We start from the raw sequence: 16,290 nt of genomic DNA on the forward strand, positions 1-16,290 counted from the left end.
GGCGCTATAGCCGCGCCACCGCGACAGGATCACGACTCCCGCGCCGTCTCCGCGCCGCGATCAGAACGCGGCCGGAACGATCATCGCGGCGGGGACCGGGCCGCGCACGTAGTCCGCGTGCCGCAGGCGCTCGGGCAAGTGGACCGCCGGGTGCTCCACGCTGCCATAGGGGATCTGGTCGAGCAGGTGGCTGATACAGTTCAGGCGGGCCCGTCGCTTGTCGACCGCCTCGACCACCCACCAGGGCGCCTCGGGGATATGGGTCCGCGCCAGCATGTCCTCCTTGGCCCGGGTGTAGTCCTCCCAGCGGCGCCGCGACTCGACGTCCATTGGCGACAGCTTCCACTGCTTGAGCGGATCGTGGATCCGCATCCGGAAGCGGAATTCCTGCTCGGCATCGGTGATCGAGAACCAGTATTTTACCAGGACGATGCCGGAGCGCACCAGCATGCGCTCGAATTCGGGGACCGACCGGAAGAACTCCTCGACCTCCGCCTCGGTGCAGAAGCCCATGACCCGCTCGACGCCGGCGCGGTTGTACCAGGAGCGGTCGAACAGCACGATCTCGCCGCCGGCGGGCAGATGGGAGACGTAGCGCTGGAAATACCATTGCGTCCGCTCGCGCTCGCTCGGGGCAGGCAAGGCGGCGACGCGGCAGACGCGGGGATTGAGGCGCTGGGTGATCCGCTTGATCACGCCGCCCTTGCCGGCCGAGTCGCGGCCCTCGAACAGCACGACCACGCGCAGTTTCCGGTCCTGCACCCAGTCCTGGAGCCGGACCAGCTCGTGCTGCAGCCGGAGCAGCGCGCGGAAATAGACCTTGCGGTCGAGATGATCGGGCGGCGCGCCGCCGAGCTCGGCCGCGAGCCGGTCGAGGCGATCCTCCTCGAGCCCGAGTTCCAGCTCCTCGTCGTAGCTGTCGGCGAGGTCACGCCGGATCGCCTCCAGGGTGGCATCCGAGGTGGCATCCGAGGTGGCATTCAAGGTGGCATCCGGGGCAGAGCTGTCGTCGGGCCGCATCGCCGGTTCTCCTGCGCGTCGCGGGGCCGACCTAGAGCAGCGTTCCGTGACACGCCTGAGAAAGCGCCGCGCCCGCGGCGGCCGATCCCATGTCGCGCCCGTGATCGTTCCGTCATACGGTTCCGCCACCGATCGGGGCGACCGGAGATGCGTCATGGCTGGAGAAGCGAAGAGGGCCGGGCCGAAGCGCCGGCAGGACGACCCCGATCCGGCGCGCGCCGAGGGCGAGAAGGTCGGCGCGCGCATCGATGCCGCCTTCGAGAAGCTCGCCGGGAAGCTGCGCGCCCGCGCCGACAGGGCCCGCGCCAAGCTCGACGCGGCGACGAAGGCCGAGAAGCGGGCGGTGCTGCTGCGCCGCTACGAACTCTACGCGGACGCGGCGGCCTATCTCGAGGAGCGGCTCGTCGATCGCGGGGGGCGATCCGCGTGATCTCCATCGACCCGGCCGGGCGCGGCGCCGCCCGACGCAGCTGACGGCGAGGATCCCATGTTCGACGCGACCAAGATGCTCGCCGACGCCCTCGGCGAGCACCTGGCCCTGACCTACCAGCGGACCTTCGGCAGCCGGGAGCCGCGCTACGCCGAGATCATCGAGGCCGCGGCGCGCCTGACGATCGAGCGGATCGTCGGGAGCGACGCCCTCTACCACGACGGCGACCACACGGCCCTCGTCACCCTGGTCGCCCAGGACATCCTCCGCGGCCGCTTCCTGCAGCAGGGCATCACGCCCGAGGACTGGCTGCACATGATCCTGGCCGCCCTCTACCACGACATCGGCTACGTGCGCGGCGTCTGCGCCGGAGACCGGCTGCAGGCCTTCGTCATCGACGCGCAGGGCACGACCGTCAGCCTGCCCCGGGGCGCCTCTGACGCGGCGCTGGCACCCTACCACGTGGAGCGCTCGAAGCTGGCCGTGCAGGAGCGCTTCGGCACGCACGATCTCGTCGACGCGTCCCGGGTCATCCGGGCGATCGAGCTGACCCGCTTCCCGGTCCCCGAGGACGATTCCCATCGCGAGACCGGGACCGAGGCCGGCCTGCTGCGGGCGGCCGACCTGATCGGTCAGCTCGGCGACCCGCTCTACCCGCGCAAATTGAACGCCCTGTTCCACGAATTCGCCGAGATCGGCGTCAACGCGGAACTCGGCTACGACAGCCCGGCCGACCTCGCGGAGCGCTACCCGTCGTTCTTCTGGGGCAAGATCGAGCCCGTGATCGGAGACGCGATCCGGTTCCTCGACCTCACGGTCGAGGGGCGGGGCTGGGTCGCGAACCTCTACGCCCACGTCTTCGCCATCGAGCACGACCGCCGGCGCATGGGCCCGCATCCCGGGCCGGGCCCTCTCTGAGGCGGCGCGGCGGCCTCAGGCGGCCGCGACGAGCCTGGTCACGGCCCGGACCAGCTCCGCCGCCACGAAGGGCTTCTCCAGGATGGGCCGGCTCGCCTCGGCCGGGGCGCCGGTGACCCGCACGTCGCCGGTGGCGAACAGGTACGGCACGCCGAGGACGCCGAGACGCTCGGCGACCGGATAGACGCTGTTCCCGTCGCCCAGATTCACGTCGAGCACCGCGGCGTCGGGCGTCTGCTCGGCGATCAGGTCCAGGGCGAGATCCGCGCGCGGGACCGGGCCGATCACCTCGGCCCCGGCGCTGTGCAACCAGCGCTTGACCTCGCTGGCGATGAAATACTCGTCCTCGACGACGAGGACGCGGCACCCGGACAGGGGCGGAACAGCCTCGGGCACGATCCCCTCCCATCGGCGCACGACGATCTGAGAATAACCGCGCGACACGACCGGAGGTTCGCGCCGTTCGCATGATCCGCCACGCACCCCGACGGCGCGGGACCGCGCCGGCCCGCGCGGCGGGTCGATCAGCCCCCTGGCCGAGCCGGGGCGTCGGGCGGGGCGTCGGGCGGGAAGAAGCGGTTGGCCGGCCGCGCGAGGCCGAGATGGTCGCGCAGCGTCGTCCCGGCGTAGTCCCGGCGGAACAGCCCGCGCCGCTGCAGCTCCGGCACCAGCCGGTCGACCACGTCGTCGAGACCCTCGGGCACGAACGGGAACATCACGTTGAAGCCGTCGCAGGCGCGGGTCTCCAGCCACTCCTCCATCCGGTCGGCCACCTGCGCGGGCGTGCCGACCATCTGCAGGCCGCCGTAGCCGCCGACCTTGCGGGCGAGTTCCCGCACGGTCGCGCCGGTGCGCCGGGCGTAGTCGACGATCTGGGCCTGCCCGCTCTTGCTGGCGTTGCTCTCGGGGAGTTCCGGGAGCGGCGCGTCGAGGGCGAAGCCCGTCGCGTCGACGCCGAGGCGGACCGAGAGGTTGGCGAGGCCGCTGTCGGGATGGACGAGGTCGTCGAGACGCGCCTTCTTGGCCTGCGCATCGTCCTCCGTCTCGCCCAGGACGATGAAGCAGCCGGGCAGGATCTTGAGCTGGTCCGGGTCGCGCCCCGCCGCCGGCATCCGGCCCTTCACGTCGGCGTAGAAGGCCCGCGCCGCCTCCACGGTCGAGGCCGCGCCGAACACCATCTCGGCGGTCTCGGCGGCGATCTGCTTGCCGGCCTCGGAGGCGCCGGCCTGGACGATCACCGGCCAGCCCTGCACCGGCCGGGCGACGTTGAGCGGGCCCTTCACCTTCAGGAAGTCGCCGCGGTGGTCGAGGACGCGCATCTTCGCCGGGTCGACGAACAGGCCGCTCGCCGGATCCATCGTGAAGGCGTCGTCGGCGAAGGAATCCCACAGGCCGGTCACCACGTCGAAGAACTCGCGCGCCCGGGCGTAGCGGGTGGCGTGCTCCAGATGCGCGTCGCGGCCGAAGTTCAGGGCCTCGTCCGGGTTGCCGGAGGTGACGAGGTTCCAGCCGGCCCGCCCCTTCGAGATGTGGTCGAGCGAGGCGAACTTGCGGGCGACGTGGTAGGGCTCGTTGTAGGTTGTCGACGCGGTGGCGATCAGGCCGATCCGATCGGTGAGCACGGCGAGCGCCGGCAGCAGGGTCAGCGGGTCGAACGACGTCACGGTGGCCGAGCGGCGGAGCGCCGCCACCGGCATGTTCATCACCGCGAGGTGGTCGGCCATGAAGAACGCGTCGAACTTCGCGGCCTCCAGCCGCCGGGCGAAGTGCGCCAGGTGCTCGAAGTTGAAGTTCGCGTCCGGATAGCCGCCCGGATAGCGCCACCACGCGGTGTGGATGCCGACCGGGCGCATGAAGGCGCCGAGATGCAGCTGGCGGTCCCGGCTCATCGCTGCCGTCTCCGGTCTCTCACGGATGCTTGTGGATCGGGTCGACCCAGTACACTGTCTCGGGCGCCTCGGCGGCCTCGACGTCGGGCAGGTTGACCACCACCGCCTCGTTGTCGGAGCGCACCAGCACGCAGTGCAGCGGCTCGTCGGTCGAGGCGTTGATCTCTTGGTGCGGCACGAAGGGCGGCACGAAGATGAAGTCGCCCGGCCCGGCCTCGGCGACGTATTCGAGCCTGTCGCCCCAGCGCATCCGGGCGCGGCCCGAGACCACGTAGATCACGCTCTCCAGTTCGCCGTGGTGGTGCACGCCGGTCTTGGCGTCGGGCTGGATCGCCACCGTGCCGGCCCAGATCTTCTGGGCGCCGACCCGGGCGGCGTTGATCGCGGCCTGCCGGTACATGCCGGGCGTCTGCGCGGTGTTGGCGTCGAGCCGGTCGCCGGGGATTACCCGCACGCCGTCGTGCTTCCAGCGCTCGGACGCCCCGTGGTCGTGGGCGTGATCGTGGGCGTGGCTGTGGCCGTGGTCGTCGCCGTGGTCGTGCATGTCGGGTCCTCCCGCGCCATCATTGCACGGCGGCGTCGGTTTGGGAGACGCTCGTGTCGAGGATCGCCTCGGCCCGCGGCGCGCGGGCCTTCGGGATCAGCCCGGCGCGGACGTAGAGATCGATGTTGCGCTGCTCGTCGGCGATCACGGACGCGTCGATCGGGACGGCCCGGTAGCCGGCGCGGCCGAACCAGCGCAGCGGCACCGCCTCCGGCAAGCCGATGAGCTTCGACCAGACGGACGCGTAGGGCGCCGGATCCTTCAGGGCCCATTCCCGGGCGCGGGCGAGGCGCGCGCCGAAATCGGCGAGCAGCGCCCGCTTGGTCCGGATCGCGTCGTCGCTCGCCACCGCGAAGGTCAGGCCCGGGGTGATGCCGTTGCCGTCGCGGATCACCCGGACGAGGCCGGCGAGCTCCGCCGTGGAGGTGTAGGGCTCCCAGGTCGCCCAGGCGTCGACCGCCCCGGAGGCCAGGGCGATCTTGGCGTCGGCCGGCGGCAGGAAGCTGAAGGTCACGCTGTCGGCGGGCAGGCCCGCCTCCTCCAGCGCCGCCAGGACCACCTGATGGCCGATCGAGCCGCGGTTCGTCGCGACGCGCCTGCCCTTGAGGTCCGCCACGGTGCGGAGGGGTGACTCCTTCAGGACCAGGATCGCCAGCCCGTCCTGCCGGTTGCGGAAGGCCAGGAACGCCTTCACCGGCACCCCGGCGGCCGCCGCGAAGGTGAAGGGCGCGTCGCCGACGCCGCCCGCGTCGATCGCGCCGGCGTTCAGCGCCTCGAGCAGGGGCGCGGCCGCCGGGAACTCGCTCCAGTCGAGCCGGTAGGGCAGCCCGTCGAGCACGCCGGCCGCCTCCATCAGCGCGCGGGCGTTGCCGCGCTGGTCGCCGACCCGCAGCACGTCCTGCGCGTGCGCCGGCCGGACCGCCAGGAGCGCCAGCAGGGCGAGGATGACGGCGCGCATCAGGCGGCCTCGGCGGCGCCGCGGCGCCCGAGGGCGGCCCGGACGGCGGGCAGCAGCGACCGGCCGTACTGGAGCGCGTCCTCCAGCGGGTCGAAGCCGCGGATCAGGAAGGTCCGCACGCCCAGGTCGTGATAGTCGAGCAGGGCGTCGGCGACCTGCTCGGGGGTGCCGACCAGGGCGGTCGAGTTGCCCGCCGCCCCGGTCTCGGCCGCGATGGCGGTGAACAGGCGCTTGTCGTGGCGCGGCCCCGCGGCCGCGGCCGCGAGGAGCCGCCGGGAGCCCTCGTTCTGCGGCGTCGCCGCCGGGCCGAGGCCCTTGGCGGCCCGGACGGCCCGGGTCCGGGCCAGGATGTCCTCGGCGCGCTCCCAGGCCCGCGCCTCGGTCTCGGCGAGGATCGGCCGGACCGACAGGCTGAAGCGCGGCGCCCGCCCGTGGGCCGCGGCCGCCGCCCGCACCCGGCCGATCAACTCGGCGACCTGCGCGTGGGTCTCGCCCCAGAGGGCGTAGGTGTCGGCGTGGCGGCCGGCCACCGCCAGCGCCGCCGGCGAGGCGCCGCCGAAATAGACCGGGATCGCGTTGACCGGCTTCACCTCGGAGAAGCCGCGCTCCACCCGGTAGTGATCGCCCGCGTAGTCGAACGGCTCCGCGGCGGTCCAGCTCTGCCGGACGATGTCGAGGAACTCCCGGGTGCGGGCGTAGCGCGCGTCCTTGGTGAGGTGGTCGCCGTCCTGGGCGAGTTCCCGGTCGTCGCCGCCGCTGATCACGTGGATCGCGACCCGGCCGCCGGTGAGCTGGTCGAGGGTCGCGAATTGCCGCGCCGCCACGGTGGGCGCCGTGAATCCGGTGCGGTGGGCGATCATCAGTCCCAGCCGCTCGGTCACGGCGGCGACCTGCCCGGCGAGCAGGAGCGCGTCCGGCGTGGTCGCGTGGAAGGCCACCAGCACCCGGTCGAACCCGCCCCATTCGTGCGCCTGCGCCAGGAGCTTCAGGTAGTCGCGGTCGATGGACGGCCCCGCCGCCGGGTGGATCTCGGAGGTGTGGCGGGGGGCGACGAAGCCGATGAACTCGACGGCATCGGGGGGAAGCAGGCTCATGGTGCGATCTCCGGGTCGAGGGCGGGTTCAGGCGCCGAGGGCGGCCCTGCCGGCGGCGGCGCGGACGGCGTCCCCCTGCGGCCAGTGGATGCGCGCGCACAGGACGTCGCGCAGGTGCCGCTCCAGCGGGTTCGCCCGGGACAGGCCGGCGTTGCCCGACAGCTCCGCGGCGCGCTGGACCGCCGCGACGGCGTTCTCCGTGGCGGTGAGCTTCACGAAGCCGGACTCGCGCGGCGGCGGAGGATGTCCCGCATCGACCTCGGCGGCGAGCCCGGCGACGAGGCGCGCGTTGACGGCGAGCAGCCGCTCGTTCTCGCCGACCGCCTCGTGGAAGCGCGGCAGGCTCGCCAGCGGCGCCCCGAGGCTGCCGGGCCGGCGCGCCCGCAGGAAGCCGGTGAACCAGTCCTGCGCCGCCCGGGCCACGCCGTCGTAGAGGGCGGCGAGCAGGGTGCAGCTCCAGGCTTGCTGCCAGGGATCGGGCCCCGACCAGCCGCCCGGCGGCCGCAGGTCGACGGCGTGGTCCCCGGGGATCGGCACGTCCGTGAAGTGGACGTCGTGGCTGCCGGAGGCGCGCAGGCCGAGATGGTCCCAGGTCTCGGCGATGCGGATGCCCGGCGCGTCGAACGGCACCAGGACGGTGCCGGTGCGCGGCTCCGCCTCGTCGGTGCGGACGAAGACGAGGCCGTAGGCGAGCCCCGGCGCCCCAGTCGCGTAGATCTTGTGCCCGGAGATCCGCCAGCCCGCGCCGTCGCGGCGGGCGACCGTGGCCGGCAGGCCGCCCCGCGAGGGCGTCCCGAGTTCGGGCTCGACCCGCAGGGCGTTGATCAGCGCCCCCCGCGCCACCGCCGCCGCGCCGACCGCGTCGGCGAGCGCGCGCGGCCACGGGGTGTCGGGCCGGTGGATCAGCCCGTGCTGGAGGTACTGCATCGCCACGACCAGGGCGGTCGCCGGGTCGGCGGCGCCGAGCGCGCGCACCAGAGCGGCGGCCCGCGCGAGACCCGCGCCGCCACCGCCGAGACGCCGCGGCACGGTGACGGCCAGGAGCCCGGCCTCCCGGAGCGCCGCGAGGGAGTCGTGCGGGAAGGTCCCCGCGCGGTCGTGGTCGGCCGCGCGGGCGGCGAGCCGTCCGGCGAGGCTGCTGACGATGTCGGGGGGCAGGACGGCGACAGTCATGGGGTGTTCGGCGACGTGATCGGCGGGCGGCCGCGCGGCACCATCCCGGGAGCCGCGATGGTCCGCCCGGACCCGGGTCGCGTCAACGGAATGCCGTTCCGAACATTCATGGATCGGAAGGAGGATGTTGCCGCGTCGTCGGACGGTGAAGAAGAACGTGTTTCCGCCCCCCCGGGGGCAGGAATCGATCGTTCTCCCGGTCGTCGTTCGGGATCCCGCCATCGAGAGACAGACGAGCGACGCTTCTCGCCGATGAGCCGGGGCGCCTGAGCGCCGTGCGACGGCGCCGATCCGTGAATGATCTTACCCGATCGCGCGAAAATAGAGGAAACGCTTTCGTTGACTCGGTCCTGCAGCGATCGAATACTCGGTACCCTGATCCCTCGACGGATCATTCCCGAAGACGAGGACGCCAGATCCGCCCGGTCGCGCCACCGGTGCGGTGACGCGCGCCGTTCCCGCCGCGCGGTCGCGCGGCCCGGAGACCCGAGATGACCGAAGCGCCCTCCCGACCGGGCAGCCCCTCCTCCGATCCCTCGCCCTCCCGGCGGCGCCTGCTGCAGGTCGGCGCCGCGGCCGCCGCCCTGCCGCTCGGCCTCGGCATGGGCACCGGCCGCGCCTGGGCACCCGGACCGAGGGCGCCGTTCGACCCCGGCCCGCTCTGCCGACCCGCCGCCGCGGAGGCGCCCGCGGGCCCGCTCCGGACGGTCAAGCTGGCCTGGAACGCCACGGCCATCTGCACGGCGGCCGCGCCGCTCGCCAAGGAGCAGGGGATCTTCGCCCGGCACGGCCTCGACGTGGAGTTCGTCAATTTCGGCGGCTCGACCGAGGCCCTGCTGGAGGCGATCGCCACGGGCAAGGCCGATGCCGGGATCGGCATGGCCCTGCGCTGGCTCAAGCCCCTGGAGCAGGGCTTCGACGTGAAGATCACCGCGGGGCTGCACGGCGGCTGCCTGCGGCTGCTCAGCGCCAAGTCCTCCGGCATCGCCGACATCGCCGGGCTGAAGGGCAAGACCATCGCGATCAGCGATCAGGCGAGCCCGGCCAAGAACTTCTTCGGCCTGCTGCTCGCCAAGGCGGGGATCGATCCGGAGAGCGGGGTGGAGTGGCGGCAGTACCCGGCCGACCTGCTGAATCTCGCGGTGGAGAAGGGCGAGGCGCAGGCGCTGGCCGATTCCGACCCGCGGACCTGGATCTGGCTGAAGGACCCGCGCTTCACCGAGGTCGCCACCAACCTGTCGGGCGAGTTCGCCACCCGCACCTGCTGCGTCGTCGCCGCCCGCGGCAGCCTGATCCGGAACGACCGCGCGGTGGCGCGCGCGCTGACCCGGGCGATCCTAGAGGGCGGCCACGCCGTCCACCGGGATCCCGAGGCCGCCGCCCGGGCCTTCTCCGGCTACGGCGGCAAGGGCTCGATCGCGGATCTCGCCGCGATGCTGCGCAGCCAGCAGCACGGCGACAGCCCGGTCGGCGGCGATCTCAAGCAGCAGCTCGCGCTCTACGGGGACGAGCTGAAGCAGGTGAACGTCCTGCGGCGGTCCACCGACACGGCGAAGTTCGCCGAGCGGATCTACGCCGACGTGCTGAGCTGAGGCGCGCCATGTCCGGAAGCATCACCGCCGGCGTCGCCCCGCGGGCCGCCGCCCCGTCCCGAAGGCTGCCGCGGCCGCCCTGGCGGATCGTCCTCGCGGGGGGCGCCTGGCTCGCCCTGGCCGGCGTGACCCTCGGCCTGCCCGAGGCGGACGACCTGCCCGAGACCGCGGCCTTCGCGTCCGGCGCGGCGGCGCTCGGCCTCGCCCTCCTGACGCTCGCGCCCCTGGCGACCCGCCTCGGCCCTCTCGGGTCGCGGCTACGGTACTGGAGCCCCTGGCTCACGGTGCTGGCGGTGGCGCTGCTGGTCTGGGAGGCGGTCACGGCGAAGTTCGCCCTGCTGCCGATGCCGTTCTTCCCGTCGCCCCAGGCAATCCTAGAGGTCTTCCTCGACGACTGGCCGAAGCTCGGCGGCAGCATCCTCAACTCCCTGATCCTGCTCTCCGGCGGCTACGCCATCGGGGCGGCGACCGGCTTCGTCCTGGGCGTCGCCATCGGCACCTTCCGGGCGGTGGGCTACTGGGCCCACCCGGTGCTGCGCTTCGTCGGGCCGCTGCCGGCCACGGCGTGGCTGCCCCTCGCCTTCTTCGTCTTCCCGTCCTCGTGGTCGGCCAGCACCTTCCTGGTGGCGCTGGCGACCGGCTTCCCGGTCACGGTGCTGACCTGGTCGGGGGTGGCGGGCGTCAACAAGGCCTATTTCGACGTGGCGCGGACGCTCGGCGCCTCGCGCGGCTTCCTGATCCTGCGCGTGGCGATCCCGGCGGCGCTGCCGCACGTCTTCGTCGGGCTGTTCATGGGGCTCGGCGGCTCCTTCGCGGTGCTGGTCGTCGCCGAGATGCTCGGCGTGAAGTCTGGCCTCGGCTGGTACCTCCAGTGGGCGCAGGGCTGGGCCGCCTACGCCAACATGTACGCGGCGCTGATCGTGATGGCGCTGATGTGCTCCTCCCTGATCACGCTGCTGTTCCGCCTGCGCGACCGCCTGCTCGCGTGGCAGAAGGGGCTGGTGCAATGGTAGCCGCCGCGACCCTCGAACGCCCCGCCGCCCAGAGCGCCGGGGCCCGCCTGGCGGTCGAGGCCGTCAGCCACGCCTTCGCGATCCGCGGGGCGCCGCTGCCGGTCCTCGACCGGGTGAGCCTCGACGTGGAGCCCGGCGGCTTCGTGGCGCTGCTCGGCCCCTCGGGCTGCGGCAAGTCCACCCTGCTGCGGCTCGTCGCCGGCCTGGAGCCGCCCGACCAGGGCGCGATCCGGGTCGACGGCGACCTCGTCGAGGGGCCGGACCCGTCCCGGCTCCTCGTCTTCCAGGACCCGACGCTCTATCCGTGGCGGACCGTGCGCGGCAACGTCGCCCTGGGGCTGGAGGCCCGCGGCGTCGGGCGGTCGCGGGCGGCCCTCGTCGACCAGGCGCTGGGGCTCGTCGGCCTCACGGGCTTCGCCGACGTCTACCCGCACCAGCTCTCCGGCGGCATGGCGCAGCGGGCGGCCCTCGCCCGGGCGCTCGTCAACGCGCCGCGGCTGCTGCTCCTCGACGAGCCGCTGGGCAAGCTCGACGCCCTGACGCGGCTCGCCATGCAGGCCGAGATCCTGCGGCTCTGGCAGGAGAAGCGCTTCACCGCGCTCCTCGTCACCCACGACGTCGAGGAGGCGCTGGTGCTGGCCGAGCGCGTGATCGTGCTCTCCGACCGCCCGGCCGCGATCCGGGCCGAGCTGCCCGTCGCGGCGCCCTATCCGCGCCACCGCGACGATGCCGAGATCGTGCGGCTGCGCCGGGAGATCCTGGGGATCCTCGGCCAGCCGACCTGACGGGTCGCCTCCGGCGCCTCAGACCCGCGCGGCCGACGGGGTCGCCCCGACGGTCGCCGCCCGCGGCTGGTGCCGGCCGATCCAGAAGACCAGGGCGCAGCCGACGCCGGTGAGCGCGCAGAGCGGCAGCAGGGCGACGGGAAAGCTGCCGGTCTGCTCGCGCAGCACGCCGATCAGCGAGGTGATCGCCCCGGTGCCGAGATGCGCCAGGGTGTTGATCGCCGCGATGCCGGCGGCCGTCTGGGCCGGCGGCAGCGTCTCCGTGGCGAGGGCGAAGAACGGGCCCTTGATCGCGTAGTTGCCGAGCAGGACCAGCGAGAGCAGGACCAGCGTCATCCAGAGCGAGCCCGTCAGGAGCGTCAGGGCGAAGCTCACCGAGGTCAGCGCCAGCGGCAGGGCCGTGCTCCAGATCCGCTCGCCGCTGCGGTCCGCCCGCAGGCCCCAGACGATCATGAAGACCGAGGCGATGCCGAACGGGATCATGTTCAGCAGGCCGGTCTGCAGGTTGCTGAGGCCGAACCCCTTGAGGATCTGCGGCATCCACAGCGACAGCGTGTTGCTGGTGGCCGAGCTGCCCGCGTAGATCACGGCGAGCAGCCAGACCTGCCGGCTCGCGAGCACCGCCCAGACCGCCGCGAGGCCGTGAGCGTGGTGCCCGGCGCTCGCCTCGGCGGCGCGCCGCTCGGTCTCCAGCCGGTCCGTCAGCCAGCCGCGCTCCGCCGGGCTCAGGAAGGTCGCCTCGGCCGGCCGGCTCGGCAGCAGCGCGAGGGCGGCGACGCCGAGCAGGACGGCCGGGACCGCCTCCATGATCAGCAGCCACTGCCAGCCGCGCAGGGACGCGGCGCCGTCGAGGGTGAGCAGCGCCGCCGAGAGCGGCGAGCCGAAGAAGCTGGAGAGCGGGATCGCGACCATGAACATCGCCACGATCCGCGCCCGGTAGGCCTTGGGGAACCAGTAGGTCAGGTACAGGATCACGCCGGGGAAGAACCCGGCCTCGGCCGCGCCGAGCAGGAAGCGGGCGGTGGCGAAGCTCAGCGGACCTGTGACGAAGGCCGAGCCGATGCCGACGAGCCCCCAGGTGATCATGATCCGCGCGATCCAGATCCGCGCGCCGACGCGCTCCATGGCGAGGTTGCTCGGCACCTCGAACAGGACGTAGGCGACGAAGAACAGGCCGCCGCCCAGGCCGAAGGCCGCGGCGGAGAGGCCGAGATCGTGGTTCATGGTCAGCGCCGCGAAGCCGACATTCACCCGGTCGACGTAGGCGATGAAGTAGCAGAGCACGAGGAAGGGGATCAGGCGCAGGCCGACCTTCCGCATCGTTCGGCTCTCGAAGGCGGCCGCGTCCGCCGCGTGTGGCGTGGTCGGTGTTGCCATGGTCCTGTCCTCGCTGGAATTCGGGCGGGGCCGCCTCGGCCTAGCGGTCGAAGCGGAAGAGTTCGGCGGGCGTCTCGGCCAGGACGATCCGGCGCTCGGCCGGGTCCGGCACCCAGGCGTCGAGATCGCGCCGGGCCTCGGCGGGGCTGGCCTGGGTCTCGAACTGCGTGTGCGGCCAGTCGCTGCCCCAGAGCAGGCGCCGCGCCCCGAAGGCGCCGCGCAGGCGCTCGGCGGCCTGCACCGCCGTCTGCCGGCCGGCCTCGCCGCTGCCGATGCGGTAGGCGCCCGAGAGCTTGACCCAGACGCGGCCGCCGCGGCCGAAGCCGAGCAGGTCGGCGAAGCCCGGATCGGCGATGCCGAGGGCGGGGTCGATCCGGCCGAAATGATCGACCACCACGGGGACGCCCGCCGCGACCAGCGGCGGCAGCAGCCGCGCGAGGCGCCGCGCCTCGGCCTGGACCTCGATCTGCCAGCCGAGATCCGCGACGCGCGCGAGGTGGGCGCGCCAGACCGGGCCGGCGAAATCCGGGTCCGGCCGGCCGATCAGGTTGAGGCGCAGGCCGACGACGCCCTGCCCGGCGAGGTCGCGCAGGGTCGCGGTCTCGGCCTCCGGGGCCAGCACGGCGATGCCGCGCAGCCGCTCCGGCGCGGAGCGCAGGGCCGAGACCATGTAGCCGTTGTCGGTGCCGAGGAAGCTCGGCTGGATCAGCACGCCGCGGGCCATGCCGTTCCGGTCCAGCATGGCGCGGTAATCGGCGATGCTCGCGTCGTAGTCGGGGGCGTAGCGCCGGTCGCCCGTGAGGGTGAGGGAGCGGGTGAAGACGTGGGCGTGGGTGTCCACCGCAGCGACGCCGTCGTCGGCGGTCCCGGCCGCGCGGCCGCGGGCGGGAAGCGCGAGCGTGACGCTGCCCGCGAGCAGGGTGCGGCAGAAGAGGCGCCGGTTCATCGGATCATCTCACGGTCTGGGGGATCAGCGCGCCGCCGGGCTGCCGATCCGGCAGGAGCGCGACGGCGAGGAGGACGAGCCCGTAGGCGCCGAGGGCCGACAGGCCGATCGCCGGGCCGAGGCCGCAGATCTCGCTGAGCAGGCCGACGCCGAGGGGCAGCAGGCCGGAGGCGAGGCGGCCGGCGTTGTAGCAGAAGCCCATCCCGGTCCCGCGCAGCCCGTCCGGGAAGAGCTCGCTGAACAGCGCCGCGAGACTCGCGGGGATGCCGGCCGTGCAGAAGCCGAGGGGCGCCCCGAGGAGGAGCAGGCCCGTGCCGCCGACCGGCAGCAGCAGGTAGAGGACGACCAGCGCCATGCAGCCGGCGGCGTAGAGCGCCACGGTGCGGCGGCGGCCGAGCCGGTCCACGAGGCCGCCGGCGACGAGGCATCCCAGACCGAAGGCCGCGATGATGATGGCGAGGTAGAGCCCGGTGCCGAGGACCGAGGCGCCGCGCTCGACGCTCAGGTAGGTGGGCAGCCAGGTGAACAGGGCGTGGAAGCCCCCGTGGGCGCCGAGGCCGAGCAGCGTCGCGAGCACCGTGATCCGGCGCAGGCCGGGCGCGAAGATCGCGAGCGATCCGGCCCGTGACGGCGCCGGCCCTGCCACGGACCGGACCGGCTCGGGGACGGAGCGGCGGAGGCAGAGCAGGAGGAGTGCCGGCGCGAGGCCGCAGGCGAACAGGGCTCGCCAAGCGGTCTCCTGATCCAGCACCGAGAACGCCGTCGTGGACAGGAGCACGGCCGCGCCCCAGCCGAGCGCCCAGCCGCCCTGGACGGCACCCAGCGCCCGGCCGCGGTGCTCGGGCCGGATCGCCTCCGCCATCAGCGCGGCGCCGGCCGCCCACTCCGCGCCGAAGCCGATCCCCTGCAGCGCCTTCAGGGTCAGCAGTTGCGTGAAGCTCTGCGCGAAGGCCGCCAGGAAGGTCGCGACCGCGAACCACAGCACCGTGATCTGGAGGGCCCGGACGCGGCCGATCCGATCCGCCGCGAGGCCGCCGAGCCAGCCGCCGATCGCCGCCGCCACGAGCGTGACCGCGCCGATCAGGCCGGCCTCCGAGCGGCTCAGGCCGAAGCTCGCGACCAGCGCGGGAATGGCGAGGCTGAACATCTGCACGTCCAGGGCGTCGAGCGACCACCCGCCCAGACAGGCCCAGAAGGTGCGACGCTCGGCCGGACCGACTTCTCGGTACCAGCGGAACACGGGCTTTCCTCCGTCCTCTGAAGAGGACTAGTCATTTATATGAATAGATGAGCACGCGTGGGCCGGCGCGTCAAGGCGCCCGCCTTTCAGCGGATGTCGACGTGATACCGGAAGTCCCGGGCGGCGCCGCGCGTCACCCGCCACTCAATCGGGCGGGCATCGAAGCCGTAGGCGAGGCGCTCGATGACGACGACCGGGTCTCCGTCGGCGATCGCGAGGCGCCCCGCGTCGGTCGCGTCGGCGATGCCGACGGTCAGGGTCTCCTCGGCGCGGGCGACGATCTCGCCGCAGAGACGCTCGTAGGCGGGGTAGAGGAGGTCGCCGATCTGCGTCAGCGGGGCTTCGAGGAGCGGCGCGAACCGCGCGGCCGGCAGCCAGATCGTCTCGGACAGGATCGGGCGGCCCTGGAGGTGGCGTGTCCGGATCAGCCGGATCGCGTCGCCGCGCGCGCCCAGGCCGAGGGCCTCGCGGACGGTCGCGGGGGCCGGACAGGCCTCGCGCGACAGGATCCGGCCCTCCGGCACCGCCTGGGTGCCGTCCGGGCCGAGATGCCGGAAGAACCGGAACAGGGACCGGTCGAAGCGCGGCCGCCGAACGAAAGTGCCGCGGCCCTGCTGCCGCTCGACGAGGCCGTCGGCGACGAGGACGTCGATCGCCTTGCGCACGGTGCCGATGGCGACGCGGTGGGTCGCCGCCAGTTCCGCCTCCGTGGGGATCGGCTCGCCCGACCGCCAGACGTTGCGGGCGATCTGGAAGGCGATCTCGTCCCGCAGGCGCTGGTAGAGCGGCAAGCGGAGATCGGGCTGGGGTGCGGTCACGACGGTCATGTGTATGACTGTATGACTATCGCCGGCAGGCGCCAATGGGCGACGGAGTGGTGCCGGCGCGCGCCGATCCCGTGGTCCACAGCGTCGCAGTACAGGACCCATTCGCCGAGCCGCGGGTTTCCGCCGGGATTTCCCGGGATCATGGTCCAGCGAGGCGCGGATGGTCGAATATCGTACGTCTCGAGAGACCCGTCAGGGTCGGCGCGGCAGGCCGGTTCTGGTCGTGCTCCTCGTCAGTGTGGGGTTGATGGTCGCCGCCCTGGCCGGCCTGATGATCTGGCAGGGTGAGACCGCGCCGCCCGACTACGCCAGCCAGAGTCAGGCCGCCGCCCGCAAGGTCGTCACCGGCTCCGAGAGCGGATCAATCAGCGCCCCGCCGGCCGGGACGCGATCCACGCCCTGACCGACGTCGACCGACGTCGACCGGCGCCGGCCGTTTCGATCGGTCCGCGCGGGGACAGGACCTCCCCCCGCGAGACGACCA

Annotated in this window: 17 protein-coding genes; 6 read left to right on the top strand and 11 right to left on the bottom strand. The window is 73.4% G+C overall.

What is annotated here, in order from left to right; translation table 11 throughout:
• Positions 1-60 precede the first annotated feature (60 nt).
• Positions 61-1,020 carry a polyphosphate kinase 2 gene (gene ppk2, locus BM314_RS09135; RefSeq protein ID WP_244539895.1) on the bottom strand — a complete coding sequence of 320 codons (960 nt, stop codon included), beginning with the start codon at positions 1,018-1,020 and terminating at the stop codon, positions 61-63.
• Positions 1,021-1,174: 154 nt separating this feature from the next.
• On the opposite strand from ppk2, the gene BM314_RS09140 reads away from it, so the two are divergent.
• Together BM314_RS09140 and BM314_RS09145 are read left to right on the top strand one after the other, a co-directional pair.
• On the top strand, positions 1,175-1,450 hold the full coding sequence (locus BM314_RS09140) for a hypothetical protein (protein ID WP_091927737.1): 276 nt from the start codon (positions 1,175-1,177) through the stop codon (positions 1,448-1,450).
• A gap of 57 nt (positions 1,451-1,507) precedes the next feature.
• The gene (locus BM314_RS09145) at positions 1,508-2,368 is read left to right on the top strand and encodes a hypothetical protein (protein WP_020091038.1); all 861 of its coding nucleotides are present in this window, start codon (positions 1,508-1,510) and stop codon (positions 2,366-2,368) included.
• Between the two features lie 15 nt (positions 2,369-2,383).
• Here the strand turns inward: BM314_RS09145 and BM314_RS09150 are convergent, their stop codons facing one another.
• The 6 genes from BM314_RS09150 to BM314_RS09175 form a co-directional block, all read right to left on the bottom strand.
• Entirely contained in the window at positions 2,384-2,764 is a 381-nt protein-coding gene (locus BM314_RS09150; RefSeq protein WP_091977969.1) for a response regulator, read from the bottom strand.
• A 128-nt stretch (positions 2,765-2,892) separates the two neighbouring features.
• The gene (locus tag BM314_RS09155) at positions 2,893-4,257 is read right to left on the bottom strand and encodes an LLM class flavin-dependent oxidoreductase (protein ID WP_091977916.1); all 1,365 of its coding nucleotides are present in this window, start codon (positions 4,255-4,257) and stop codon (positions 2,893-2,895) included.
• A gap of 19 nt (positions 4,258-4,276) precedes the next feature.
• Positions 4,277-4,801: a cupin domain-containing protein gene (locus BM314_RS09160; RefSeq protein ID WP_091977917.1), complete on the bottom strand. Its 525-nt coding sequence runs from the start codon at positions 4,799-4,801 to the stop codon at positions 4,277-4,279.
• Between the two features lie 19 nt (positions 4,802-4,820).
• Positions 4,821-5,759, bottom strand: coding sequence for an ABC transporter substrate-binding protein (locus BM314_RS09165; protein WP_091977918.1), 939 nt, complete (start codon positions 5,757-5,759; stop codon positions 4,821-4,823).
• Complete coding sequence (locus BM314_RS09170) at positions 5,759-6,853, bottom strand: LLM class flavin-dependent oxidoreductase (RefSeq protein WP_091977919.1); 1,095 nt, start codon at positions 6,851-6,853, stop codon at positions 5,759-5,761. Before BM314_RS09170 ends, BM314_RS09165 begins: the two co-directional genes overlap by 1 nt.
• A gap of 27 nt (positions 6,854-6,880) precedes the next feature.
• Positions 6,881-8,026, bottom strand: coding sequence for an acyl-CoA dehydrogenase family protein (locus BM314_RS09175; protein ID WP_091977920.1), 1,146 nt, complete (start codon positions 8,024-8,026; stop codon positions 6,881-6,883).
• Between the two features lie 491 nt (positions 8,027-8,517).
• Between BM314_RS09175 and BM314_RS09180 the strand changes: the two genes are divergently transcribed.
• The 3 genes from BM314_RS09180 to BM314_RS09190 are packed head-to-tail and all read left to right on the top strand — an operon-like array spanning position 8,518 to position 11,416.
• Positions 8,518-9,618: an ABC transporter substrate-binding protein gene (locus BM314_RS09180; RefSeq protein WP_091675966.1), complete on the top strand. Its 1,101-nt coding sequence runs from the start codon at positions 8,518-8,520 to the stop codon at positions 9,616-9,618.
• Positions 9,619-9,626: 8 nt separating this feature from the next.
• Positions 9,627-10,631: an ABC transporter permease gene (locus BM314_RS09185; RefSeq protein WP_091977921.1), complete on the top strand. Its 1,005-nt coding sequence runs from the start codon at positions 9,627-9,629 to the stop codon at positions 10,629-10,631.
• The gene (locus BM314_RS09190) at positions 10,625-11,416 is read left to right on the top strand and encodes an ABC transporter ATP-binding protein (protein ID WP_056522794.1); all 792 of its coding nucleotides are present in this window, start codon (positions 10,625-10,627) and stop codon (positions 11,414-11,416) included. The genes BM314_RS09185 and BM314_RS09190 overlap by 7 nt, the downstream gene beginning before the upstream one ends.
• A gap of 18 nt (positions 11,417-11,434) precedes the next feature.
• On the opposite strand, the gene BM314_RS09195 is transcribed toward BM314_RS09190, so the two are convergent.
• The 4 genes from BM314_RS09195 to BM314_RS09210 form a co-directional block, all read right to left on the bottom strand.
• Positions 11,435-12,793, bottom strand: coding sequence for an MFS transporter (locus BM314_RS09195; RefSeq protein ID WP_091977922.1), 1,359 nt, complete (start codon positions 12,791-12,793; stop codon positions 11,435-11,437).
• A 40-nt stretch (positions 12,794-12,833) separates the two neighbouring features.
• Positions 12,834-13,739: an amidohydrolase family protein gene (locus tag BM314_RS09200; protein ID WP_091977923.1), complete on the bottom strand. Its 906-nt coding sequence runs from the start codon at positions 13,737-13,739 to the stop codon at positions 12,834-12,836.
• A 4-nt stretch (positions 13,740-13,743) separates the two neighbouring features.
• The gene (locus BM314_RS09205; protein ID WP_091977924.1) at positions 13,744-14,979 is read right to left on the bottom strand and encodes an MFS transporter; all 1,236 of its coding nucleotides are present in this window, start codon (positions 14,977-14,979) and stop codon (positions 13,744-13,746) included.
• Positions 14,980-15,065: 86 nt separating this feature from the next.
• A complete protein-coding gene (locus tag BM314_RS09210; protein WP_091977925.1) occupies positions 15,066-15,806 on the bottom strand; it encodes a GntR family transcriptional regulator in 741 nt (246 codons plus the stop codon).
• Positions 15,807-16,029: 223 nt separating this feature from the next.
• Here BM314_RS09210 and BM314_RS09215 point away from each other — a divergent pair, with 223 nt between their 5' ends.
• Complete coding sequence (locus BM314_RS09215) at positions 16,030-16,209, top strand: hypothetical protein (protein ID WP_234081819.1); 180 nt, start codon at positions 16,030-16,032, stop codon at positions 16,207-16,209.
• The last annotated feature ends 81 nt before the right edge of the window (positions 16,210-16,290 follow it).

It is taken from the genome of Methylobacterium sp. 13MFTsu3.1M2, assembly GCF_900112625.1.
Classification (GTDB): Bacteria; Pseudomonadota; Alphaproteobacteria; order Rhizobiales; family Beijerinckiaceae; genus Methylobacterium.